This is a genomic window from Massilia agilis (assembly GCF_024756255.1).
Classification (GTDB): domain Bacteria; phylum Pseudomonadota; class Gammaproteobacteria; order Burkholderiales; family Burkholderiaceae_D; genus Telluria; species Telluria agilis.
On the sequence record NZ_JANUHB010000001.1, the window covers coordinates 48,267 to 72,676 of the forward strand.

The 24,410-nt window shown below is 68.8% G+C and carries 22 protein-coding genes; 8 read left to right on the plus strand and 14 right to left on the minus strand.

Annotation, left to right across the window (positions count from 1 at the left end; all coding sequences use genetic code 11):
• Positions 1-267 precede the first annotated feature (267 nt).
• Positions 268-1,437: a TIGR03088 family PEP-CTERM/XrtA system glycosyltransferase gene (locus NX774_RS00200; RefSeq protein ID WP_258820131.1), complete on the plus strand. Its 1,170-nt coding sequence runs from the start codon at positions 268-270 to the stop codon at positions 1,435-1,437.
• Between the two features lie 6 nt (positions 1,438-1,443).
• On the opposite strand, the gene NX774_RS00205 is transcribed toward NX774_RS00200, so the two are convergent.
• Genes NX774_RS00205 through NX774_RS00215 form a run of 3 tightly spaced genes read right to left on the minus strand, consistent with a single transcriptional unit; the run spans position 1,444 to position 5,883 of the window.
• A complete protein-coding gene (locus tag NX774_RS00205) occupies positions 1,444-2,469 on the minus strand; it encodes a glycosyltransferase (protein WP_258820132.1) in 1,026 nt (341 codons plus the stop codon).
• A 7-nt stretch (positions 2,470-2,476) separates the two neighbouring features.
• Positions 2,477-4,309, minus strand: a complete 1,833-nt coding sequence (locus NX774_RS00210; protein ID WP_258820133.1) for an asparagine synthetase B family protein — start codon at positions 4,307-4,309, stop codon at positions 2,477-2,479.
• Positions 4,306-5,883, minus strand: coding sequence for an AMP-binding protein (locus NX774_RS00215; protein ID WP_258820134.1), 1,578 nt, complete (start codon positions 5,881-5,883; stop codon positions 4,306-4,308). Before NX774_RS00215 ends, NX774_RS00210 begins: the two co-directional genes overlap by 4 nt.
• 260 nt (positions 5,884-6,143) lie before the next feature.
• Here NX774_RS00215 and NX774_RS00220 point away from each other — a divergent pair, with 260 nt between their 5' ends.
• Together NX774_RS00220 and NX774_RS00225 are read left to right on the plus strand one after the other, a co-directional pair.
• Entirely contained in the window at positions 6,144-6,989 is an 846-nt protein-coding gene (locus NX774_RS00220; RefSeq protein ID WP_258820135.1) for a hydrolase 2, exosortase A system-associated, read from the plus strand.
• Entirely contained in the window at positions 6,986-7,789 is an 804-nt protein-coding gene (locus NX774_RS00225) for a hydrolase 1, exosortase A system-associated (RefSeq protein ID WP_258820136.1), read from the plus strand. The genes NX774_RS00220 and NX774_RS00225 overlap by 4 nt, the downstream gene beginning before the upstream one ends.
• A 5-nt stretch (positions 7,790-7,794) precedes the next feature.
• Here NX774_RS00225 and prsR read toward each other — a convergent pair whose 3' ends face one another.
• Positions 7,795-9,144 carry a PEP-CTERM-box response regulator transcription factor gene (gene prsR, locus NX774_RS00230; protein WP_258820137.1) on the minus strand — a complete coding sequence of 450 codons (1,350 nt, stop codon included), beginning with the start codon at positions 9,142-9,144 and terminating at the stop codon, positions 7,795-7,797.
• 172 nt (positions 9,145-9,316) lie between these two features.
• On the opposite strand from prsR, the gene nadB reads away from it, so the two are divergent.
• The 4 genes from nadB (at position 9,317) to NX774_RS00250 (ending at position 14,059) form a co-directional block, all read left to right on the plus strand.
• Positions 9,317-10,945, plus strand: coding sequence for an L-aspartate oxidase (gene nadB / locus NX774_RS00235; RefSeq protein ID WP_258820138.1), 1,629 nt, complete (start codon positions 9,317-9,319; stop codon positions 10,943-10,945).
• 188 nt (positions 10,946-11,133) lie between these two features.
• Positions 11,134-12,036, plus strand: coding sequence for a DMT family transporter (locus NX774_RS00240; RefSeq protein ID WP_258820139.1), 903 nt, complete (start codon positions 11,134-11,136; stop codon positions 12,034-12,036).
• 83 nt (positions 12,037-12,119) lie between these two features.
• Positions 12,120-13,016, plus strand: coding sequence for an NAD-dependent protein deacetylase (locus tag NX774_RS00245; protein ID WP_258820140.1), 897 nt, complete (start codon positions 12,120-12,122; stop codon positions 13,014-13,016).
• Between the two features lie 8 nt (positions 13,017-13,024).
• Complete coding sequence (locus NX774_RS00250) at positions 13,025-14,059, plus strand: alpha/beta fold hydrolase (protein ID WP_258820142.1); 1,035 nt, start codon at positions 13,025-13,027, stop codon at positions 14,057-14,059.
• Positions 14,060-14,248: 189 nt separating this feature from the next.
• On the opposite strand, the gene nadC is transcribed toward NX774_RS00250, so the two are convergent.
• The 4 genes from nadC to NX774_RS00270 all read right to left on the minus strand — a co-directional run bounded on the left by nadC (position 14,249) and on the right by NX774_RS00270 (position 19,241).
• Positions 14,249-15,115 carry a carboxylating nicotinate-nucleotide diphosphorylase gene (gene nadC, locus NX774_RS00255; protein ID WP_258820147.1) on the minus strand — a complete coding sequence of 289 codons (867 nt, stop codon included), beginning with the start codon at positions 15,113-15,115 and terminating at the stop codon, positions 14,249-14,251.
• Positions 15,112-16,245: a quinolinate synthase NadA gene (gene nadA, locus NX774_RS00260; protein WP_258820149.1), complete on the minus strand. Its 1,134-nt coding sequence runs from the start codon at positions 16,243-16,245 to the stop codon at positions 15,112-15,114. The genes nadC and nadA overlap by 4 nt, the downstream gene beginning before the upstream one ends.
• A 150-nt stretch (positions 16,246-16,395) precedes the next feature.
• On the minus strand, positions 16,396-17,997 hold the full coding sequence (locus tag NX774_RS00265) for an ABC-F family ATPase (RefSeq protein ID WP_258820151.1): 1,602 nt from the start codon (positions 17,995-17,997) through the stop codon (positions 16,396-16,398).
• Positions 17,998-18,035: 38 nt separating this feature from the next.
• Complete coding sequence (locus tag NX774_RS00270; RefSeq protein ID WP_258820153.1) at positions 18,036-19,241, minus strand: MFS transporter; 1,206 nt, start codon at positions 19,239-19,241, stop codon at positions 18,036-18,038.
• A gap of 82 nt (positions 19,242-19,323) precedes the next feature.
• Here NX774_RS00270 and NX774_RS00275 point away from each other — a divergent pair, with 82 nt between their 5' ends.
• A complete protein-coding gene (locus tag NX774_RS00275; RefSeq protein ID WP_258820154.1) occupies positions 19,324-19,512 on the plus strand; it encodes a hypothetical protein in 189 nt (62 codons plus the stop codon).
• On the opposite strand, the gene NX774_RS00280 is transcribed toward NX774_RS00275, so the two are convergent.
• From NX774_RS00280 to queE, 6 genes are all read right to left on the minus strand, one after another.
• Positions 19,509-20,786 (minus strand): NAD(P)/FAD-dependent oxidoreductase, encoded by a 1,278-nt coding sequence (locus NX774_RS00280; protein WP_258820155.1) that lies wholly within the window; start codon positions 20,784-20,786, stop codon positions 19,509-19,511. The two genes, NX774_RS00275 and NX774_RS00280, sit on opposite strands and share 4 nt — an antisense overlap.
• Entirely contained in the window at positions 20,779-21,696 is a 918-nt protein-coding gene (gene ldcA / locus NX774_RS00285) for a muramoyltetrapeptide carboxypeptidase (protein ID WP_258820156.1), read from the minus strand. The genes NX774_RS00280 and ldcA overlap by 8 nt, the downstream gene beginning before the upstream one ends.
• Complete coding sequence (locus NX774_RS00290; protein WP_258820157.1) at positions 21,693-22,619, minus strand: alpha/beta fold hydrolase; 927 nt, start codon at positions 22,617-22,619, stop codon at positions 21,693-21,695. The genes ldcA and NX774_RS00290 overlap by 4 nt, the downstream gene beginning before the upstream one ends.
• A 153-nt stretch (positions 22,620-22,772) precedes the next feature.
• The gene (gene tadA / locus NX774_RS00295; RefSeq protein WP_258820158.1) at positions 22,773-23,246 is read right to left on the minus strand and encodes a tRNA adenosine(34) deaminase TadA; all 474 of its coding nucleotides are present in this window, start codon (positions 23,244-23,246) and stop codon (positions 22,773-22,775) included.
• Entirely contained in the window at positions 23,239-23,685 is a 447-nt protein-coding gene (gene queD / locus NX774_RS00300; protein ID WP_258820159.1) for a 6-carboxytetrahydropterin synthase QueD, read from the minus strand. Before queD ends, tadA begins: the two co-directional genes overlap by 8 nt.
• Before the next feature lie 3 nt (positions 23,686-23,688).
• Positions 23,689-24,324, minus strand: coding sequence for a 7-carboxy-7-deazaguanine synthase (queE, locus tag NX774_RS00305; protein ID WP_258820160.1), 636 nt, complete (start codon positions 24,322-24,324; stop codon positions 23,689-23,691).
• Between the last annotated feature and the right edge of the window lie 86 nt (positions 24,325-24,410).

A 24,410-nucleotide genomic window follows, 5' to 3' on the forward strand; every position in this document is an offset into this window, starting at 1 on the left:
TCCGTGCGGAATGCCCCTTCGTTTGCCGTATGGATATGCGTCAAGCTCGACGGAAATTTGCCGCAAGCATACGGTGCGCGCGCGACGCTTGCGCTGCCGCTCTTGACGGGTGTCAACGGCGCTGCCGAGCGGCAGATACGCGCGTTTAGGCGGCCATATAATCGTTGCTTCAATCGCCGAGCGACCCACGCGCAACGACAGGAGGCCGTCCGCCATGCACAGCGCCCTTCCCTCACCGGCCACCTTCGTCGCGGCCGCAGCGCAACCATGAGCCAGCACGCCGATGCGCCGCCGCTGGTCGTGCACCTGGTGAGCCAGCTCGACGCTGGCGGTGCCGGCACCGGCCTGGTGAACCTGATCGCGCACATGCCCCCCGAGCGCTACCGCCATGCAATCGTGTGCCTGAGCGAGAGCGCCAGCTACCACGCCGACATCCGCGAGCGCGGCGTTGCGATCATCAACCTGCACAAGCGCGACGGCGCCGACTTCGGCCACTACCTGCGCATGTTCCGCACGCTGCGCGCCCTGCAGCCGGACCTGGTCCACACCCGCAACCTGAGCGGCCTGAAAGGCCAGCTGGTGGCCGCGCTGGCCGGGGTGAAGTTGCGCGTGCACGCCGAGCACGGCCGCGAGCGTGACGACGGCGGAGCACCCCGCCACCGGCTGCTGCGGCGCCTGCTGCGGCCCCTGATCGGCCACTTCATCGCGGTCAGCTCCGACCTGCAGCGCTGGCTGGTGGACCAGGTAGGCGCCGAGCCGGCCCGCGTCTCCCACATTTCCAACGGCGTCGATAGTGTGCAGTTCCACCCGCGCCTTGGCCCGCCGGCCGCGGTCGGGCCGGCCGGGTTCATGCACGACAGCGCCTACGTGATCGGCAGCGTTGGCCACATGGACGAGGCCATGAACCACGCCACGCTGGTGGAAGCCTTCCTGCGCTTGATCGCTTCGCCGCACCCGGCGCACCAGCGCCTGCGCTTGATGATCATCGGCGACGGGCCGTGCCGCGCCGAGTGCCAGTCCATGCTCAACCGTGCCGGGGCCGGGCACAAGGCCTGGCTGCCCGGCGAACGGGCCGATATCGCGCAGCTGCTGCGCGCCATGGATCTGTTCGTGCTGCCCTCGGTTGCCGAGGGCGGTTCGAACGCGCTGCTGGAGGCGATGGCGACCGGCCTGCCGGTGGTCGCCACCACGGTCGGCGCCAGCAACGAGCTGGTGCACCCCGGCTTCACCGGCATCCTGGTACCGCCGACGTCGCCCGACCTGATGGCCGCCGCCATCGCGGACTACTGCCGCATCCCCGAGATGGGCGCGCGCCACGGTGCCCGCGCACGCAGCCAGGTGATCGCCCACCACAGCCTGCCCGCGATGGCGCGCAGCTACCTGGCCGTGTACGACGCGCTCGCACGCCAGGCCAGCGCGGCGCCGCAGCGGGCTTGAGCGCCCTCAGCGCCGCGCCGCGAGCAGCTCTGCGTACAAGGCGGCGAGCCGCGCGGCCGCCGCATCCCAGCTGAAAACACGTACGCCGGCCCGTACTCCCTCCCGCGGCAAGGGCTCGTGCAGCAGCGCCGAGACTGCGATCGCGAGCGCGTCAGGCCCTTCGCCGCTTGCCTTGCGCACGCCTGCCGTCTCCGACCAGTGCCCCGGCGAGCTTGCCGTCACGACGGGCGTCCCGGCTGCCAGCGCTTCCAGCGCCGCCATTGGAAGTCCCGCGCCATGTGGTGGCAGCACCAGCGCCGACGCGGCGGCGTAAGCGCTGGCCAGCAGCGGGGAATCGTGGGCCAGGGCGTCGATGCAAGTGACCGTGCGCAGGGCACGCAGCGCCTGCAGGTAGCCCGTGTCGCGCCCGTGCGCCTCGCCGATCACCACCAAGGGCACGGCCAGCCTGGCCAGTGCGCGCCCAACCTCGAGCTGGCCATGCCACGGCGACACCTGGCCAACCATGAGCGCGAACTGCCCCGCGATGCGCCGGCGCTCGCGAAATAGCGCACCACCGGCCACGAAGAAGCGGTGAGCGACGCCGTTTGGAACCAGCGACACGCGCTGCGCGTCGATCAGGAATGCCCGGCAGATTGCGGTACGCTCGGCTTCCCCCTGGGCGACGACGTGCGTGGCGCAGCGCAGCGCGCGCCGGATCTGGGCGTAGCCGGTATCGAAGTCCCACGACGTGCGGTTGCCCAGCACGCGGTCGGCCACCCGCGCCCGGGTGCCGTTTGCGCTCGTCCACGCGGGTGACACGCGGGGTGTGAGCACCACCGGCATGCTTGCCGCCGCCTGCTCGACCAGCGCGGCGTTGCCACGCGCCGCGCCAAACACATGCAGCAGGTCGAACCCGCCGCGCGGCATGCCGCCTGCCACCAGCACCGCCTCGACTTGCTGGCGCGCGAGCGCCTCCAGCGTCTCGCGCACCTGCGTACGCAGGCCGCCAGGACGCTGGAACAGAACCGGATCGGGTAGCAGCGCAACGCGCATGGCTCGCCTAAGTCCGTGCGGTGGCGGGCGCGTGCGCTGGCGCCGGCGCTGTTGTGGCCTGCGCGCGCCGCTGCGCGAACCACTGCTCCAGCATCATCAGCATCCACACCATGCGCCCGTGGCGCGGCGGATCTTGCGCCAGCCGCTGGGACAGCAGCTGGTCGATGAAGCTGGCGCGCACGATATGGCGCTCGCGCAGCGCCGACAGGCTGTCGAACGCGATCGCTCTCAGACGCGGGTCCGACAGCAGCCACTGCCCGACCGGCGGCGCCAGCCCGTAACCGCGCACGTGCAGGCTGCGGCGTGGCAGCGTGGCCTGCAGCGCCTGGCAGAACAGGCCATGCGCCGATGCGCCGGCCTCCTTCGCGGCCGGGTCCAGCCGCGCCGCGAACGCGACCAGGGCGTCGTTCAGGTACGGGAACTGCACCGCCACGCCGGCCATGTCGCAGGCGCGCGATACCGAAGGCAGTCCGCGCTCGCCCAACCGGTACTGCAGGTCGAGCGCGATCATGCGGTTGAGCGGGTGGCGCCCCTGCGCCAGCCACCAGCTTTGTTCCACCGTCGCCGCTGGCGCGGTCGGGTCGACCAGCTCCAGGAAGCCCGGTTCGAACACTTCCCCCGGGCCGTACCCGTGCAGCAGGTTGGCATGCTGCAGGCGCGCCGGCAGCGGCATCATCGACTGGCGGATATGTTCGCGCGCCATGGCCAACGGGCCGCGCCGCACGCGCCGTGCCAGCCGAAACAGCAGCGGCTCGATCAGCAGCTGGCGCAACCCGGACGGCAGGCGCTCGTACCGCGCCAGCCGCAACTGGCGCGCATAGTAGGCGCGACGCCCGAACAGTTCCGCGGCGCCCTGCCCGGTCAGCAGGCGCTGCGTTCCGCTCTCGCGTGCCAGCAGTGCGCAGTAGTAGGCAGCCAGCGCCGCGGGGTCGCCGCACGGCAGGTCGAACGCCGCTCCAAGCTGGGCAATCGCGTCGGCCACCTCGCTGGTGCCGATCACGCGTTCGTGGTGGTCGAAGCCCAGCGCCCGCGCCGCCTGGCGCGCGTGTTCGAACGCGGCGCGCCCGGCCGGACCGATGCCCACTGCAAAGGTCGGGACACGCTGGCCGCTGGCATTGGCCAGCAGCGCACCCAGCGCCGTGCTGGCCGGACCTCCGCCCAGCATCACGCCGGTGCGCTGCTGCCCCACGCAGCACTCGACGGCGCCGCGTATCGTGTCCAGCAGCTCGCTGGCCAGCACCGGGGAGTTGGTGGCCGGCTGGCGCTCGTGAAAGCGCAGCCGCCAGTAGCGCGTGCGCTCGAGGCGGCCGGCGCGCAGGTGCACGTATTCGCCCGGCGCCAGGCGCCGCTGGCCCTTGTAGATCGAGCCCGGCACGGCATGAAAATACAGGTAGTTGTACAGCGCCTGCGGGTCGACCTCGCGGCCGGCGCCGGGATGCAGCACCATGGCGTCGGTCGAGCTGGCGAACACCAGCGTGTGCCCGACCAGCTGGTAGTACAGCGGGCGCGAGGCCGCGCGGTCCACCGCCAGCAGCGCTTCGCCGCGCCGCTCGTCGATCAGCGCGAACGCAAACTGCCCCGACAGCGCCGCGCACGCCTTCACGCCGTGCGCGCGCCACAGGCGGGCCAGCGCGTCCACCCGTTCGCCCCAGTGCGCGATGAGCAGTCCGTCCTCGTGGTACAGGCTGGCGCAATCCAGGCCGCCCGCCAGCGCCACCGCGCCCATGCCGTGGGCCGCCGTACGCAGCGGCGCCTGGTCGAAGCGACACAGCGGCGCCGCCATCTGCGCAATCGGCAGGGCCGCCGGCTCGCGCGAGAACCAGCCGCACAGGCCGCTCATGGCGCCACCTCGCCAAACAACGGAGCCAGTGCAGCCGCCACGCCGGCGCGGTCGATCCGTCCGCCGGCGTCGCGCGGCAGCGGCGAGCGCCGCAGGTCCAGCATCGCCGGCAGCATGTGCCCGGGCAGCTGCGCGCGGCAGGCCTCGAACAGCTGGCCCGAATCGATGGCGAGCCCCGTGCTCGCCCTCGCCATCACCGCAATCACCTGGCCGCGCGCGGGGTGCGCAATGCCGACCGCCGCCGCTTCCTCCACCAAGCCGGTTGCGTACAGCGCTTCCTCCACCTCCGCCGCGCGCACGCGGCGCCCGCCGGTGCAAATGATCTCTTCGCCGGCCCGCGCCGGGTACAGGTAGCCATGCGCATCGGCGCTCACCGTTTCTCCGGTCCACAGCGCCGTCTCGCGCACGCTCGCACCAGGACGGGCAGGCAGCGTGCGGAAGCGGTCGCGCGTGCGGGCGCTGTCGTTCCAGTAGCCGCGCGCCACCAGCGGGCCGCGCTGCACCAGCTCGCCCGGCTCGCCGGCCGCACAAGGACTGCCGTCCGGCCGCAGCACCAGCACCCCGGCCTGCGGCAGCGGGCGGCCGATCGAATCGCCGTGGCCCTCGAACTCTTCCTGCGCCAGGCAGGTGGCGCGAAATGCCTCCGGCTGTCCATGCAGCAGCACGATGCGCGCGCGCGGCAGTTTGCGGCGCAGGGCCGCCACACTCGCCGCAGGCAGCGAGCCGCCAGCATTGACGGCCACGCGCAGCGAACCGCCGCCAGCCGGCCATGCCAGTTCGGCCAGCTCGGTCCACAGCGGCGGCAACGCAGCCAGCGCCGTCACGCTTTCGTCCTCGACCGCGCGCACCACGTCCCGCGCCAGCATCGGATTGAGCAGCACCGCGCTGGCGCCGGCCGTGAAGGCGGTGGTCAGCTGGTGCAGCCCGGCGTCCACGCACAGCGGCAGCGCGGCCAGCAGGCGGTCGTCCGCGCCAATCCGCAACGCGCGCTGCAGCGTGCGCGCCGCGGCCACCACGTTGCGATGCGTGAGGATGATGGCCGATGGCCTTGCCCCGTGCCGCAGGTACAGCAGGGCCGCCATGTCGTCGTCCACCCCGCCCGGCGCAGCGCGGCCGGAGCCAGCACGCAGCAGCTCGTCCCAGTGCACGACCTCGATCCCCGGAGGCAGCGGGCCGGGCGCGCCGCACACCACTGCCGCCGCCAGGTCGGGGCAGCGCGCCAGCTCGGAACCCAGCGTGGCCAGCCGCTCGCTGGTCGTCACCAGCACCCGCGCGCCGCAGTCGCGCAGCAGCGCCGCCGCCTGCGGCGCGGCCAGCGCCGGATCAGGCACGACGAACGCGCCGCCGGCGGCATTGGCGCCGAACAGGGCGACCACCGCCTCCTCGCGCTTGGGCAGCCACAGCGCCACCCGGTCATGGGCGCGCACACCGAGCGCGCGCAGGCCGCCGCCCGCCGCTTCGACCATCATCGCCAGCGCGCCGTAGCCGATGCGTGCGCCGGCATAGCGCAGCGCCGGCGCATCCGCGTCGCGGCTGGCGGCCTCGTAGATCAGTTCCTGGACGAGCAGGGCCATCGTCCCTCCCTAGATGCTCCAAGTAAAGATTCATCATTCGCAAAAAGCGCGGACGGCTCATTGCGTCTTCTCAAGAATGGCGCGGGGAGGACGCTTGCGGCCCATCAAGGCCCGGGCTCATCGGGGGTGTCTAATTAACATAAAAGCACGAGCGTTAAGATGACCAACCGGCTCCGACAACCAGTGCACTTCCCTCGCCCCGCGCCGCGTGCCGGGGCCCGCGGCGGCCCGCCCGAGCCCGTGCAGGAGACACTTGCACCATGAATGCCCCGCTGCTGTCCACGCCGCGCGTGGAGCCCTTCTTCTTCGATGCCGAGCCCGGCACGCGGTTCAGCGTGTACCATGCGCCCAACCCGCGCGTGGAGCCGCGCGGCGCAATCCTGCACGTGCACGCGTTCGCTGAAGAAATGAACAAATCGCGGCGCATGGCCGCGCTGCAGTCGCGGGCGTTCGCTGCCATGGGCTACGCCGTGCTGCAGTTCGACCTGTTCGGCTGCGGCGACAGTTGTGGCGACTTCCATTCCGGCCGCTGGGAGCTGTGGAAGAGCGACCTGGCCATTGCCGCCGGCTGGCTGCTCGACCGCACCGGCGGCGGGCCGCTGCACCTGTGGGGCGTGCGCCTGGGCGGCCTGCTGGCGCTCGACTGCGCGGCCCAGCTGCGGCCGGCCGGCATCATCCTGTGGCAACCGTTCACCAACGGGCGTACCTGCATCAACCAATTCCTGCGCCTGCGCCTTGCGGCACAGCTGCAGGGCAAGGCGCCCGGCACCGCGCGCAGCACCGCCGCCCTGCGCGCCCAGCTGGCGGTGCACGGTCACATCGAGGTGGGCGGCTACGAGGTGGCGATCCCGCTCGTCAAGGCCATCGACGGCTGCGACGCCGCCAACCTGCGCCTGCCGCCCTGTACCGTCCACTGGTTCGCCAATCCCGAGCCGGCGCCCGCCCGGGTCGAAGCCAACGTGGCCCGGCTGGCCGCGCGCTGGGCGCGCGACGGCGTGCGGGTCCAGTTCCATCCCGTAGCCGGCCCCCACGCCTGGAATGACGAAGTGATCGAATGTCCCGCCCTGCTGGACGCCACCAGCGAGGTGTTCGGGAGCCAGCCATGAAAATCGACCAGCGCGCGTTGCGTTTCAACTGCAACGGCAGCAGCCTGATCGGGGTGGTGGATGTGCCGGAGCGCCCGCTGCAGCGTGGTGTGCTCATGTTGGCGGACAGCGAGCAATACCGTATCGGCAGCCACCGCCAGTTCACCCTGCTCTCGCGCGTGCTGGCCCAGCGCGGCCTGCCGATGATGCGCTTCGACCGCCGCGGCATGGGCGACAGCGAGGGCGCGCCGCGCGCGTTCGACGCCATCGAAGACGACATCCGGGCAGCGATAAAAGAATTTTCCACCCAGGTGCCGGAGATGAAAGAAATTGTCATCCTCGGCCTGGGTGACGCCGCGCTGGCCGCGGCCCTGTACGCGCCGCTGGACGAGCGGGTGTGCGCCCTGGTGCTGCTCAACCCGCTGCCGGGCCGACCCGTCGACGACCCGGCCGAGCCGCTGCGCCACCACTACCTGGCGCGCCTGGGCGAGGTGGCGTTCTGGAAAAAGGTGGCGCGCGGCGAACTTGGGCTGGCCGAACGCGCCGGTACCCTGCGCGAGCAGTGGCGCCGGATGGGCGGCGGCGCGCACCGCACGGCGCTGCCGCGCCGCATCGCCGACAGCCTGAACGGCTTTCCGGGCCGCCTGTTGCTGGTGCTGGGCGGCGAAGACCTGGCAGCCCGCCATTTCGCGCGCGTGCTGGCCCGGCACCATGCGCGCTTTCGCTGCGTTGAGGTGGCACAGGCCGACCACGCCTTTACCAGCAGCGCTTGGCGCGACGAGGTGGCCGACGCCAGCGCCAACTGGATCATGTCCTGGTAGCGCGTTCACCCGCGTATCCCGTGGTAGTGCATCAGGTCGTACACGGTCGGGCGTGAGACCCCCATCAGCTCGGCCGCGCGCGCGATGTTGCCGTCCGCCCGAGCCAGCGCGCACACCATCGCCTGGTACTCGGCCGCGGCGCGCGCCCGGCGCAGGTTCACGTCCGGCCCGGGCTGCCCGGGCAGCGGCAGGCCAAGGTCGCTGGCGCCGATCAATGGGCCGTCCGCCATGATCACGGCCCGCTTGATGCAGTTTTCGAGTTCGCGCACATTACCTGGCCAACGATAAGCCTCGATCGCCGCCACCGCCTCGTCGGTAAACCGCATCGGCACACGCCCGGTACGCGCGCTCCACAGGTTGCGAAAGTGGTGCGCCAGCAGCGCGCAGTCGCCGACGCGTTCGCGCAGCGCGGGTATCGCAAGCACGATCTCCGACAGCCGGTAGTACAAATCCTCGCGAAATGCCCCGCGCGCCACCAGCGCCTTCAGGTCCTGGTGCGTAGCGCATACGATGCGCACGTCCACCGCGATCTCGGCGCGCCCGCCCACCCGCTCGATCACCCGCTCCTGCACGAAGCGCAGCAGCTTCGCCTGCAGCGCCAGCGCCATGTCGCCCACCTCGTCGAGGAAAAAGGTACCGCCGCTGGCCATCTCGATCTTGCCCAGGGTCTGCTGGCCCGCGCCGGTGAAGGCGCCCTTCTCATGCCCGAACAGCTCGCTCTCGAGCAGGTCACCGGGAATCGCGGCACAGTTGATGGCCACAAAGCGCGCGTCAGCCCGCCCGCTCATGCGATGCAGTGCGCGCGCCACCAGCTCCTTGCCGCTGCCCGATTCGCCCAACAGCATGACGGTGGCGGCGGTCGACGCCACGCGCTCCACGTCGCGGCACAGCTTGAGCATGGCCGCGTCACGCGAGACGATGCCCGCCAGCGGCGAATCCGGCGCCAGTTGCTGCGTGCGGCGGTGCTCCTGCTGAAGCGCGTACAGGACGGCGGCACGCTCGACCACCAGCGACAGCAGCGCCAGGTCGCACGGCTTGTGGTGCACGTCGTAGGCGCCGCTGCCGATCGCTTCCAGCGCGCTGGCATGATCCCGGCCCGGGGCCAGCACCACCACCTTGGTGTCCGGCGCCTCGGCCAGGATCTGGCGCAACGCGGCCAGGCCCTCGACCGTGACGTCCGGCTCGGGCGGCAGGCACAGGTCGAGCAGCACCGCGGGCGGCTCGTGCCGGCGCACCTGCGCCAGCGCGGTCTCGCGCGAATCGGCCACGACCACCTCGAGGTGCTCGAAGTGCTGCCGCAACGCACGGCGCAGCTCCGCATCGCCCTCCACCACCAGCAGTTTTCGCCTTGCCATCGCCGCCTCCTCCCCCTGCCGGCCGGGGCGGTGCCCGCAGCCTGCAGGGGGATGATGGCGCAACTTGCTGGCCCCAATATTGACTGTTAGCAACTTTTCCTGCCAAGGGTTACTGGGCGAGTGTGCGCCAAATCGTCTATAGTGATGCTTCTGTCCAAAACTGCGTACTAACATGAAATTCGACGTCGCCATCGTCGGCAGTGGCCTGGCCGGCCTGTCGGTGGCTCTGCACCTGGCCGAGACGCGCAAGGTCGCGGTCATCTCCAAGAAAGCGCTGCTCGACGGCGCCAGCAACTGGGCGCAAGGCGGTATCGCCGCGGTGCTCGATTCCGGCGACAGCCACGACCAGCATATCGCCGACACCCTGGTGGCCGGCGCCGGCCTGTGCGACGAGGCGGCCACCCGCTACATCGTCGAGCACGGCCGCGCCGCGATCGAATGGCTGATCGCACAAGGCGTGCCCTTCACCCGCGACGAGACCGCCGAGCTGGGCTTCCACCTGACCCGCGAGGGCGGCCACAGCCAGCGCCGCATCATCCACGCCGCCGACGCCACCGGCCACGCGGTCCAGGTGACGCTCGAGCAGAAGGTGCGCGCGCACCCGAACATCTCGCTGTTCGAGCACCACTGCGCGATCGACGTAATCACCTCCGACAAGCTGACCGCCAAGGGCGTCCACGGCGGCGCGCCGCACCTGGTGGGCCAGCCGCGCTGCCACGGCCTGTACGTACAGGACGAAAAAAGCGGCAAGGTGCTGACCTTCGAGGCCGAGCACACCGTGCTGGCCACCGGCGGCGCCGGCAAGGTGTACCTGTACACCACCAACCCCGACACCGCCACCGGCGACGGCATCGCGATGGCCTGGCGCGCCGGCTGCCGCGTGGCCAACATGGAATTCATCCAGTTCCACCCGACCTGCCTGTACCACCCCTACGCCAAGTCCTTCCTGATCAGCGAGGCGGTGCGTGGCGAAGGCGGCCTGCTCAAGCTGCCGCCCGAAGCCGGCGCAGCCGCTGGCACCCGCTTCATGCCCGCGCACGACGAGCGTGGCGAGCTGGCCCCGCGCGACGTGGTGGCGCGCGCGATCGACTTCGAGATGAAAAAGCGCGGCCTGGACTACGTCCACCTGGACATCAGCCACCAGAGCGCCGATTTCATCCAGGAGCACTTCCCGACCATCTACGCGCGCTGCCTCGAGCTGGGCATCGACATCACCAGGCAGCCGATTCCGGTGGTGCCGGCGGTGCACTTCACCTGCGGCGGCGTGGTCACCGACCTGGCCGGGCGCACCGACATTCCGGGCCTGTACGCGGTCGGCGAGACCGCCTGCACCGGCCTGCACGGCGCCAACCGCCTGGCCAGCAATTCGCTGCTCGAATGCCTGGTGGTCGGCCGCGCCTGCGCCCAGCAGATCGCCGCCATGCCGTCCAGGGAAGCGCCGGCCCTGCCGGCATGGGACGAAAGCCGCGTCACCAACGCCGACGAGGAAGTGGTCATCGCCCACAACTGGGACGAGCTGCGCCGCTTCATGTGGAACTACGTGGGCATCGTGCGCACCACCAAGCGCCTCGAACGCGCACAGCACCGCATCTCGCTGCTGCGCGACGAGATCGATGAGTACTACCGCAACTTCCGCATCACGCCTGACCTGCTCGAGCTGCGCAACCTCGTTGCCGTGGCCGAGCTGATCGTCAACTCGGCGCTGTCGCGCAAGGAGAGCCGCGGCCTGCACTACTCGCGCGACTATCCGGACACCTTGCCCAAGGCGCTGCCCTCGGTGCTGACGCCACCGCGACGCTAACGCACGTCGTTCCCGGCACCGCCGGGATCGGACTCCCGGCGAGCGCCGGGAGATGCCGGCCATGACCGCCCGCTGCGGGTCGGGCCGACCAACAACAACCTGAACCAGATCATGGACGGCGCGCCCGTCCACCGCTCACAATGGCGGGTTGCCCACAAGGCGCTCCTTGTTCGACTCATTTCACAAGAATGAACCGTAACCTGTCCCTCTCGACCATCGTCCTGCTCACCGTCTCGCCCATCCTCTGGGCCGGCAACGCCGTGGTCGGCCGCCTGGTGCGCGACGCGGTGCCGCCGATGACGCTGAACCTGCTGCGCTGGTCCATCGCGCTGGTGGTGCTGCTGCCGCTGGGCCGCGCCGCCTTTGCGCAAGGCAGCGGCGTGCTGGCCAACTGGCGCCGCTACAGCATGCTCGGGCTGCTGGGCGTTGGCACCTACAACTCGCTGCTGTACCTGGCCCTGCACACTTCCACGCCGATCAACGTGACCCTGGTCGCATCCGGCATGCCGGTGTGGATGATGCTGGTGGGCCGCTACTTCTTCAAGGTGCCGGTGCGCCCGCGCCAGGTGGCCGGCGCGATCCTGTCGATTGCCGGCGTGCTGGTGGTGCTCTCGCGCGGCGACTGGCAGCAGCTGGCTGCGCTGCGTCTGGTGGTGGGTGACCTGTACACCATCCTCGCCACCATCGCCTGGTCGTTCTACAGCTGGATGCTGCTGCAAAAAACCGACGCACCGGCGCTGCGCGCCGACTGGGCCGCGTTCCTGCTGGTGCAGGTCGGCTACGGCGTGCTGTGGTCGGCCGCGGCCACCGGCGCCGAATGGGCGGTTTCCGGCATCCACATCGCCTGGAGCTGGCCGGTCGTCGCGGCCCTGGCCTACGTCGCCATCGGCCCGGCAATCGTCGCGATGCGCTGCTGGGGCGCCGGCGTGATGCGCGCCGGCCCCAACATCGGCGCCTTCTTCATCAACCTCACGCCGCTGTTCACGGCCCTCTTCAGCTCGGCCCTGCTGGGCGAGCCGCCGCGCCTGTACCATGCGCTCGCGTTCGTGCTGATCGTCGGCGGCATCGCCTGGTCTTCACGCCAGGGCTGAGCGCTGTTCCATATCGACAGGAAAGGTGTTCTGGTCCCGCGGGCAACGATGTTACGATCCCATCCGATGAGAGGAGTAACACGATGGCCGAAGGTTTCACCGTTCAAGACCACGCGGGCGCGCTGGCGGATTTTCTCGCAAGGCACCCCAATACGCTGGTGCTGACCGGGGCGGGGCTGTCGACCGCCTCCGGCATTCCCGATTACCGCGACCGCGACGGCAACCGCCGCGGCAGGCAGCCGATCCAGGGCCCGGAATTTCGCCGCTCGCCCGCGGTCCAGCGCCGCTACTGGGCGCGCAGCATGGTCGGCTGGCCCACGCTGGCCAAGGCGCAGCCCAATACCGGCCATCGCGCGCTTGCCATGCTCGAGGCAAACGGGCGCATCGGCGCGCTGCTGACGCAGAACGTGGACGGCCTGCACCAGCAAGCCGGCAGCCACGCCGTGCTCGAACTGCACGGTAACATCCACAGCGTGGTCTGCCTGTCCTGCCAGGCCCGGTTCCCGCGCGCTTTCGTCCAGGCGCAGCTGCTGGAAACCAATCCCGAAGTGGCAGCCACCCTGGCGACGCCCCTGCCCGATGGCGACGCCGACCTTGAACCCGAGGCGCTCGAACACTTCAACCTGCCCGCCTGCGTGCACTGCGGCGGCACGCTGCAGCCGGACGTGGTGTTCTTCGGCGACGGCATCCCGGCCGCGCGCACGGCGTGTGCGCTCGCGCAGATGGAGGCGGCCGACGCGCTCCTGGTGGTCGGTTCGTCGCTGATGGTGTACTCCGGCTACCGCTTCTGCCGCATGGCCGCCGAACAGGGAAAACCGATTGCCGCCCTCAACCTCGGCCGCACGCGCGCCGACCACCTGATCGACCTCAAGATCGAGGAATCGGCCGAGCGCATCCTGCCGCTCGTGCCCCAGCTGTTACACCCCAGGGAGCCCGCAAGCGCCACCGCACCTGACCACACACGAGGAGGAGTACTGTGAGCGAATCCATGAGCAGCATGTTGCCGCGCGGCGCCCGCGCAAACGGCTGGCGCAACGCCGCCCTGCTGGCCGGCGTGGGCCTGGCGGCCTCGTTCCTGTATGTGCGCGCCAAGACCCGCCAGGTCGAGCGCGAGCATCCGCCACAGGGTAAATTCATCGAGGTCGATGGCGTGCGCCTGCACTACATCGAACGCGGCCAGGGACCGGTGCTGGTTCTCCTGCACGGCAACATGGTGAGCGCGGAAGATTATGACCACAGCGGGCTTGTGGAGCGTGCGTCCGAGCGCTACCGGGTGATCGCATTCGACCGCCCCGGCTACGGCTACAGCGAGCGGCCGCGCGCGACGGTCTGGACGCCCCAGGCGCAGGCGCGCCTGCTCCACCACGCGCTGCAGGAAATAGGCGTGGACTCGGCGATCGTGGTCGGCCACTCGTGGGGCACCTTGGTGGCGCTGTCGATGGCGCTGGAGGTGCCCGATTTCGTGCGCGGGCTGGTCCTGCTGTCCGGCTACTACTACCCGAGCCTGCGCCTGGACGTGCCGATGCTGTCCACGCCCGCGATCCCGATCCTGGGCGACCTGCTGCGCTACACGGTGTCGCCCTTGCTCTGGCGCCTGCGCTGGCCGCTGATGGCAAAGTTCATGTTCTCGCCGCAGCCGGTGCCGCAGCGCTTTCGCGAGCTGCCGCCATGGATGATGGTTCGGCCAAAGCAGCTGCGCGCGGTTGCTGCCGACAGCGCGCTGATGGTGCCGGCCGCAATGGCGCTGGCCAGGCGGTATCCGGAGCTGAAGGTGCCGGTTGCCCTGATCGCCGGCACGCGCGACAAGATGGCCGATTTCAGCCACAACTCGGAGCGTTTAAGCGAACGGGTGCCGGAAGGCGAGCTGGCGCTGGAGCCGGGCGTTGGCCACATGACCCACTACGCCCATCCGGAAAAGGTGCTGGAGGCGATCGACGCGATGGCTGCCCAGGTGGGCGAACCGGTCCAGATCCGCAACCCGCGCGCCGAAGCGCTGGCACGGGCCAGCGAAAGCGGGGTCTGAACCCGTAGGGTGGGCACCTGTGCCCACGTTCTACCCCGGATCAGTCGCGCGTATGACCGCGTGGGCACAAGTGCCCACCCTACCGGTCGTTCCGGCGCAAGCCGGAACCCATGCTGACTGTCCGGATTCGATAAAAACGCATGGCCCCCGGCGTTCGCCGGGACGACGCAGTTTGAGGCTCAGTGCAGGTCAGCCAATCACGCGCAGCGAGTAGTCCGTCGCGCGCACGTCCTTGGTCAGGCTGCCGATGGAAATGCGGTCCACGCCCGTCTCGGCAATCGCCCGCACCGTATCCATGTTGATGCCGCCCGACGCTTCAAGCAGCGCCCTGCCCGCATTCACAGCCACCGCCTCGCGCATCATGCCCAGGTCGAAGTTATCGAGCAGGACCGACGTCGCGCCGGCCGCCAGCGCTTCACGCAGCTCGTCCAGGCTCTCGACCTCGATCTGCACCGGCACGCCCGCGTCCAGCGCAGCCGCCGCCTGCAGCGCCTTGGTGATGCCGCTCGCTGCCGCGATGTGGTTTTCCTTGATCAGGATGCCGTCGTAGAGCGCCATGCGCTGGTTCTCGCCGCCGCCCACGCGCACGGCGTACTTCTGGGCCTGGCGCAGGCCCGGCAGCGTCTTGCGCGTGTCGAGGATCTTCGCCTTGGTGCCGGCAACCGCATCCACATACCTGCGCGTTGCGGTGGCCACGCCCGACAGCAGCTGCATGAAATTGAGCGCGCCGCGCTCGGCGGTCAGCAGCGAACGCGGAGAACCCTCGATCGTGCACACCACGCTGTCGGCCGCCATCAGGTCGCCCTCGGCAAACTTCCAGTCGATCTCGATGTCCTGGTCGACCGCGAGCATCAGCCCTTCGAACCACGGCGCCCCGCAGAGCACCGCCTGCTCGCGCACGATCACGCGCGCCTGCACGCGGGAGTCGCCCGGGACCAGGCGGCCCGTGACGTCGCCGGTGCCCACGTCTTCCAGCAGCGCGGCCAGGATGTTCTGTTCGAATGCCGATTGCAGCTTGTCGCTGAACTGGTTGTGCGGATTTTTCAGCTTGCTCATGCCGGACCGATCCCCGTAAAGAGTTTGCCTTCCTGTTCCAGCGCGCCGGTCGGCAGCGCCTTGGCTTTCTTGGCCGCCGCAAAATCGAGCATGCGGTCGATCGCGCGCTTGGCCTGGCGGCCGATCTCCGGATCGACGTGGATCTCGTTCTTGCCGCTTTCGAGCACATCGGCCAGGTTCTGCAGGCCGTTCATGGCCATCCACGGGCAGTGCGCGCAGCTCTTGCAGGTGGCGCTGTTACCCGCGGTCGGCGCGACGATGAAGTGCTTGCCCGGCGCGGCGATGCGCATCTTGTGCATGATGCCGTTGTCGGTCGCCACGATGAAGGTGGTGGCGTCCATCGTTTGCGCGGCGTTGATCAGCTGGGTGGTCGAGCCCACCACGTCGGCCTGCGCCACCACGGAAGCGGGCGACTCCGGATGCACCAGCACCTTGGCGCCCGGGTGCTCGGCGCGCAGCAGGTCGAGCTCGATGCCCTTGAACTCGTCGTGCACCAGGCACGAGCCCTGCCACAGCAGCATGTCGGCGCCGGTCTGCTTCTGGATGTAAGCACCCAGGTGGCGGTCGGGCGCCCACAGGATCTTCTTGCCCTGCTCGTGCAGGTACTTGACGATGTCCAGGCCAATCGACGAGGTCACCATCCAGTCCGCGCGCGCCTTGACGGCCGCGCTGGTGTTCGCATAAACGACCACGGTGCGGTCCGGATGCTGGTCGCAAAACGCCGCGAACTCGTCGGCCGGGCAGCCCAGGTCGAGCGAACAGGTCGCGTCCAGGTCGGGCATGAGGATGGTTTTCTCGGGGCTGAGGATCTTTGCTGTCTCGCCCATGAAGCGCACGCCGGCCACCACCAGGGTCTTGGCCGGGTGGTCGCGGCCAAAGCGCGCCATTTCGAGCGAATCGGAGACGCAGCCGCCGGTTTCCTCTGCCAGGTCCTGCAGGTCGGCGTCCACGTAATAGTGCGCGACCAGCACCGCCTCGCGCTCCTTGAGCAGGCGGCGGATGCGCTCTTTCAGCGCGGCGCGCTCCTCGGCAGTGGGCGCCGCCGGCACGCGCGCCCAGGCCTCCGCGGTGCATGCGGCACCAGCGGCGGGACGGTCGTATTCGAAGGTTTTGATGGGTTGGATGTTCATGTCCGAATGATCTCACATTGAGGACGTGGCCATTGACGACTGCCTCGACCGTCGTTCCCGCGAAGGCGGGAACCCATGGACCGCTGGCCCGGACGCTCAGTATGGGTCCCCGCATTCGCGGGGACGACGTGTCGATTGTAGCGGCTTCGGTTAGTCGATGCCCTGGCTCGACAGGTAATCTTCGTAATTGCCGCGGAAGTCGATCACCTGGCCGTCCTTCACCTCCAGGATGCGGGTGGCCAGCGACGACACGAACTCGCGGTCGTGCGACACGAAGATGAGGGTGCCCGCGTACTTATCAAGCGCGATGTTAAGCGACTCGATCGACTCCATGTCCATGTGGTTGGTCGGCTCGTCCAGCAGCAGCACGTTGTGCCGGCCCAGCATCAGCTTACCGTACATCATGCGGCCTTTTTCGCCGCCGGACAGCACGCGCACCGACTTCTTCACCTCGTCGCCGCCGAACAGCAGGCGGCCCAGGATCGAGCGCACCGCCTGGTCATCGTCGCCTTCCTGCGTCCATTGGCCCATCCAGTCGGTCAGGTTCACGTCCTGGGCGAATTCCTCGGTCGGGTCCTGCGGCATGTAGCCAACGTTGGCGTTCTCGGCCCACTTCACGGTGCCGCTGTCAGCCGACAGCCCGGTGATGTCGCCGCTGCCGATGCAGCGCAGCAGGGTCGTCTTACCGGCGCCGTTGGCACCGATGATCGCGATGCGCTCGCCTGCCTCGACCATGATCGAGAAGTTCTTGAAGATCTGGTGGTCGTAGGCTTTGGACAGGCCTTCGGTTTCCACGGCAAGGCGGTGCAGCTTCTTCTCGCCCTCGAAGCGCACGAACGGATAAGCGCGCGAGGACGGCTTGAATTCCTCGATCTTGATCTTGTCGATCTGCTTCAGGCGCGACGTAGCCTGGCGGGCTTTCGACTTGTTGGCCGAGAAGCGGCGCACGAAGTCCTGCAGCTCGGCCACCTTCTCCTTGGCCTTGGCGTTGTTCGCCAGCTGCTGGTTGCGCGCCTGCGTGGACGCCTCCATGTAGTCGTCGTAGTTGCCCGGATAGACCTTCAGCGTGCCGTAGTCCATGTCCGCGATGTGGGTGCACACCTGGTTCAGGAAGTGGCGGTCGTGCGAGATGATGATCATCGTCGAGTTGCGCTCGTTGAGCACGTTCTCGAGCCAGCGGATCGTGTGGATGTCCAGGTTGTTGGTCGGTTCGTCCAGCAGCAGGATGTCCGGATCGGAGAACAGCGCCTGCGCCAGCAGCACGCGCAGCTTCCAGCCCGGCGCCACCGCGCTCATCGGCCCCTGGTGCAGGTCGGAGGCGATGCCCACGCCCAGCAGCAGTTCGCCCGCGCGCGCCTCGGCCGAATAGCCGTCGTACTCGGCGACCTTGCCTTCCAGCTCGGCCGCGCGCATGTAGTCGTCGTCGGTGGCCTCGGGGTTGGCGTAGATCGCGTCGCGCTCGCTGATCGCGTTCCACAGCTCGGTGTGTCCCATCATGACCACGTCGAGCACGCGCATCTCTTCGTACGCGAACTGGTCCTGGCGCAGCTTGCCCAGGCGCTCGTTCGTGTCGAGCATGACGGTGCCGGCCGACGGTTCGAGGTCGCCGCCGAGGATCTTCATGAAAGTCGATTTGCCGCAGCCGTTTGCGCCGATCAGGCCGTAACGGTTGCCTTCGCCAAATTTGACGGAAATGTTCTCGAACAGCGGCTTGGCGCCGAACTGCATCGTGATGTTCGCTGTACTGAGCACGGTAAAACCCTTGAAAGCGGAAGTTTTCGGATAACCGGCTATTCTACCATTGCCGGCGCCTGCCGACGCGCGGCCAGCGCCGCGAGCGCGGCCACCGCGAACGCCGCGCCGGCATAGAACGTGAAGGCCGGCCCCAGCCGCTCCCAAAGCAGTCCGGCCACCACGCTGGCCGCGAGCACGGCGACGCCACTGACCAGGTTGAAGATGCCGAACGCGGTGCCGCGCAGGTCTGCCGGCGCTGCGCCCGCCACCATTGCCGCGAACAGTCCCTGCGTCATGCCCATGTGGACACCCCACAGCACCACGCCTGCCAGCACCGAGCCCCATCCGGCCGCCTGCGCCAGCACCAGGTCGGAAGCGACCAGTACCACCAGCCCGGCCATGAGCAGTTTGGCATGATCCACGCGGTCGGCCAGCCAGCCAAAAGGATAGGCGCTGCCGGCATACACCACGTTCATCGCCACCATCACCAGCGGCACCAGGGCCACCGCGATGCCGACCTGCTGGGCGCGCAGCACCAGGAAGGCCTGCGAAAAGCGCGCGAGCGTGAACACCGCCGCAATCGCCACCACCGACCAGTAACGGCGCGGCATGCGTGCCAGGTTGGCGCGCGCGACCGGGTTGGTGCGTGGCCCTTCCACCGCGCCTTCCGGCTCGCGCACACCGAACGCAAGCAGCGCCACCGACAGCAAGCCGGGCACGATCGCGAGCCAGAACACGGCACGGTAGTCATTGGCCCACACCAGCATCAGCCCCGCGCCCAGCAGCGGCCCCGCGAACGCGCCCACCGTATCGAGCGCCTGGCGCAGCCCGAAGGCGGAACCTTGCAGCTGCGGCGGCGTCACGTCCGCAATGAGCGCATCGCGCGGCGCGCCGCGAATGCCCTTGCCCACGCGGTCAACCAGGCGCGCGGCGAGCACCACGCCCGCCGTCGGGGCAATCGCGAACACCGGCTTGGTGAACGCGCCCAGTGCGTAGCCAATCACCGCCAGCCGCTTGCGCTTGCCGAGGTAGTCGCTCAGCACGCCGGAGAACACCTTGACGATCAGGGCAGTCGCCTCGGCCATGCCTTCGATCACGCCGACCGTGAGCACGCTGGCGCCCAGCGCGCCAACCATGAACAAGGGGAGCAGGCTCTGGATCATCTCGGACGACACGTCCATCAGCATGCTCACGCAGCCGAGTATCCAGATCGCGCGCGGCATGCGCGGGGCTGCCAGTTCACTGCGGGTTTGAAGTTCCATCTACTGCATGCGTCCTTATCAAACGCCCCGTTTCAAGGGAGCGTAAACTGTTTGTAGTCCCCTCAAACGAAAGGAGCTCAACGTGGATTCGTTCGAACGCGACATCTCTAAGCAGCTGGCCGACCTCAAGCAGGGCCTCATGGTAATCAAGGCGAACTATGCGACGAAAGCCGACGTGCTGGAGGCGAAAACAAGCCTGATCATGTGGATAATCGGTCTCGGACTGTTCACTCAGGTTGCACCCAAAGCGCTCAAATCCCTGTTCGGCTAAGAGCGCATCAGGTCGCGCAGCTCATGGTACCAATACACGAGCTGGGCCGCCAGTTTTCCGGCGGGGCCGCCAGTGGACGGCAAGCCCCACTGCTCGAAGCGTCGCATCCCCTCGGGGTCGCCCAATATCGCGCAGGCCAGCAGTTCACCCGCCAGCGTCGTCGGCCCAACGCCGTGGCCACCAAAGCCCATCGCGTACCACATCCCGTCAGGCAGGCGCCCGAGCTGCGGCATCTTGTGGCGCGCGTAGCTCATCATGCCGCTCCATGCGTGCTCGACACGCACGCCGGCCAGCTGCGGATACACCTTCAGCATGTCGCAGTACAGCAGCCGCGACACGGCCGCGGGATCGCGGTCGCGCACCGCGATGCGCCCGCCCCAGAGCAGCCGCGTGTCCGGCAGCGCGCGGTAGTAGTCGAACGCAAAGCGCGTGTCGTACACGGCCGCGTGCGTGCGAATCGCCTCGCCCAGGCGTTCGCCCAGCGGCTCGGTCGTCATCACATAGGTCGCAATCGGCAACGCGCAAGACGCCAGCTTGCGCTGCAGGCGCCCCAGATAGCCGCCGCAGCACATGACCACTTCCCGCGCCCTCACCTGCCCGCGCGCGGTCGCGATGCGCCAGCCGTCGCCCGCGCGCTCGACGCGTGCCGCGCGGCTGTGCTCATGGATCGCGACACCATGGCCGGACAGCACGCGCGCCAGCCCCTGCACGTACTTCAGCGGATGGAAGTGGAAGGCCGCCGGCTCGAGCAAGGCGCCGTGGTAGCGCGTCGTCAGCAGCATCTCGCTCAGCTCGGCGCGCGAGATGCGCTGCCACTGCGCGCCCATGTGCTCGGCCATGAAGCGGTGGCGCTCATCGAGCACGCGGTCGTCGTCGAACCAGTTCGCCAGCAGCACGCCGGCCTCGCGCGCCTCGCAGGCGATGCCATGGCGGGCAATGCGCTCGCGGATCGTGTCGACGGCCGCCACCGTCAATCCGTAGAGGGCGCGCGCGTGATCCGGGCCAGCCTGCGCCAGCAACGCGCGCTCGTCGAGCGAAAAACCGCCGAACACAAAGCCGCCATTGCGCCCGGATGCGCCAAAGCCCACGTGCTGCGCCTCCAGCACGACCACGTCCGTCACCCCGCGCTCATGCAGCGCGAATGCCGTTCCCAGGCCCGCAAACCCGGCGCCAATAATGCAAACGGCGCACTCGCGTGCGCCGTCCAGCGTGGGGTACGAATCGGGCGAGCACGTCGCCCGGTAGTAGTCGAGCGGGGCAAGAGCGCTAGGCATGACGCACCGTCGGATACTCCGACAGCGTCAGGGTAAAACCATCAGGGTCGGACACCAGCCGCGCCAGTGCGCCGAACGGGATCGTGGCGCGGCGCGCAATGTGCCCGAACGGCAGCCCGGTCAGCACCGGCACCGGCAGCGTCTGGCGCAGATAGGCCAGCATCGCGTCGAAGTCGTAGCCGTTGTCGGCGGGGCTCAGTCGGTACGCGGAAAAATCGCCCAGCACCACGGCCTGCTGGCGCGCGATCACGCCGGCCTGGTGCAGTTGCAGCAGCATGCGCTCGACCCGGTACGGGTGTTCGGCGATGTCCTCGAAAAACAGGATGCCGCCGTCGATGCGCGGGAAGTATTCGGTGCCGAGCAGCGACACGAACATGGCCAGGTTGCCGCCCCAGATCCTGCCCTCGAGCGCCACCTGCGGGTTACCGCATGCCGCGCCAAGAACGCTGTGGGTTGGCCCGGCCAGGCACTGCCAGAACTGCTCCTGCGTGTACGGCTCCCACGCGTCCACAGCGAAGTCGCCGCAGAACATCGGCCCCGCATAGCTTTGTGCGCCGGTCTTTGCCATCAGCGCCATGTGCAGCGCCGTCACGTCGGAGTAGCCGACGATGATCTTGCCGCTGGCAGCAATCGCCTCGTAATCGATGTGCGGCAGCAGCCGCGTCATGCCGTATTGTCCGCGCAGCGCCATGACGACCTGGACGTCCGGATCGGCCACGGCGCCATGAAGCTGGGCCAGGCGCTCGCCATCGGTGCCGGCAAAGCGCTGGTGCACTTGCTCTTGCGAGGCGAAGTTATGAACGAGGATGCCCTGCGCGCGCAGGCGCTCCACGCCACGCTCGACCGCGGCGTAGTCGGGCGCAGCCCCGCCGGTGCCGGCAATGGCGATGCCGATTTGTTTGGTGATCACTGTTTGACGAATAGCCGGGGTGTTGAGTCCGGTGCCATCTTACCGTGGGCATGTTCGTCAATCAAGGCAAGGATGCGCTCGGCCAGCTGCACCGGCAGGTCGTGACCCATGCCCTCGATGATCTCCAGGCGCGCGCCGGGAATCCGCTGCGCGGTATCGATACCGTGCGCCAGTGCCAGCAAGGGGTCGGCCGCGCCATGGATCACCAGCGTTGGCGCCTTCACTTGCGCCAGCAGGTCGCAACGCTCGCCGGCCGCGGTCACGGCCAGCCACTGGCGCGCGGCGCCGCTCGGGCAGCAGTTGCGGCGCAGCTGGCGTGCCACGCGCCGGCGCAGCTGCTTTTCGGTGGTCGGGTAAGCCGGGCTGCCGATTTTGCGCAGCACTGCAATCGACTGCTCGACCGCAGTGTCGAAGTCGGGCGGCTTGGCCAGCGCCTGCTGCACCACCTTGCGCACCTCGCGCGACGGTTCCGGCAAACCGCGCCGGCCGCTGCTGGACATGATCGAGGTGAGCGACAGCACCCGCCCGGGGTGGCGCGCCGCCAGCAGCTGCCCGATCACGCCGCCCATCGACACCCCGACCACGTGGGCACGCGCCACGCCCAGCGCGGACAGCACGCCGACCGCATCCTCGGCCATGTCGTCGATGGTGTACGCCAGCGAGATCGGCCAACCGATTTTGGCCTTGAGCCAGGAGAGCATGAGGTTGGGCGTGCCGGCCTGCTCGAACTTGGTGGAGAGGCCGCAGTCGCGGTTGTCGAAACGGATCACGTAGAAGCCCAGCTCGGCCAGGCCGTCGACGTATTCTTCAGGCCACGCGGTGAGCTGCATGCCGATGCCGTGGATGAGCAGCAGCGGCACGGCCTTGGGGTCGCCGGTGGTGTCGAATGCGAGGCGGATGCCGTTGGCGGTCAGGGTAGGCATGGCAGCTGGAACGGCGCCCCGCCAGCCCGCAAGGGCCGCGCACGCCGAACGTGTGAACGCAAATGCAAAACGTGGTCTCCTTCGCCCGAGGGCGATGTGAAACCAGCATAGCATTTTCGACAAATCGGCGGCGCTCGCGCCGCGTGCGGCGCGCTACTCGGTGACGGGACGGCGCGCGCTGGCGCGGCGCTCCGCGAAAAAACCCTTGAGCATGGCGCTGGCCTCGTCCGCCAGCACACCGCCGACCACCTCGGTGTGGTGGTTGAGCTGCTCCTGCTTGAACAGGTCCACGACCGAGCCGCAGGCGCCGGTCTTGGGATCGACCGCCGCGTACACCACGCGCGAAAGGCGCGCATGCATCATCGCGCCCGAGCACATCACGCACGGCTCGAGCGTCACGTACAATTCGCAGCCGGGCAGCCGGTAGTTGCCGAGCTTCTCGGCCGCCGCGCGCAGCGCAACGATCTCGGCATGTGCGGTCGGGTCGTGCCGGCCGATCGGCTGGTTGTAGCCCGTCGCGATGACCTCGCCGTCACGCACGACGACCGCGCCCACCGGCACCTCGCCCACGGCCCACGCCAGGCGTGCCTGGTCCAGGGCCAGCTGCATGAAGCGCGAATCAGGCATCGCCGATCTCGGCCCAGCAGTTGGGGGTTTCATGCAGCACCAGCTTCGTGAGGCGCAGGCCGGTGCCGTAGCGGTCGGTGTAGGCGCCCTTGAGGATATTGAAGGCGACCTGCGCCAGGTTCTCGACGGTCGGGATGCGGTCGATCACGACCGTCTTGTGGTCCGGCAGGCTGGCGAGGAACTCGCGCACCTTGTCATCCTTTTCGTACACGAGGAAGGCATGGTCCCACACGTCCACCAGGTGCTGCTTGGCCAGCGCCTTGATGTCGGAAAAGTCCATGATCATGCCGTTGTCGGAATTTCCTTCGGCATTGATGACGGCGCCGGTCAGCGTAATCTCAAGCGTGTAGCGGTGGCCATGCAGGTTGCGGCACTGGCTCTTGTGGTCGGGGATGCGGTGCCCGGCGTCAAACTCGAGCTTGCGGGTAATCGTCAGCATGGCTTAGGGAATCTGTAGCAGTTTGTGGGTCTGGAGGCTGAGCTTCCATTTGGGGTTGCGGCGGCAGGTCTCGATCGCCAGGCGCGTGTTGAACTCGGCCAGCGGCCCGTCCATCGGCTGGACGTAGAAGTTGTCGAAGTCGAGCCCCTCGTAAGCGGCAAGGTCCTGCCCGGCCTGCGGGATCACGACCTTGATTTCGTTGCCCTTCTCCACCACCAGCTTCGAGCCCATCTTGGGGCTCACGCACACCCAATCGACGCCCGCCGGCACCGGCAATGTGCCGTTGGTTTCGATCGCGACCGTGAAGCCTTTCGCGTGCATCGCTTCCAGCAGTGCCGTGTCCAGCTGCAGCAGCGGCTCGCCGCCGGTGAACACGACGTACTTGCTGGCCGGGTAGCTGGCCGGCCACAGGCTGTCGATTTCCGCCGCCAGCGCTGGCGCGTCGCGAAACTTCCCCCCGCGCTCGCCGTCCGTGCCGACGAAATCGGTGTCGCAGAACGTGCAAATGGCGCTGGCACGGTCGCTTTCGCGCCCGCTCCACAAGTTGCAGCCAGAGAAGCGGCAGAACACGGCCGGCCGGCCGGCATGCGCCCCTTCGCCCTGCAAGGTGTAGAAGATTTCTTTGATGCTGTAAGTCACGCTGAGCCTTTCGAGAACCCTCCATTATAGCGCGGGAACGTCCTGCGCAGCGAGCTCCCGCCGGCGCATTCGCCGACAGTGACTAG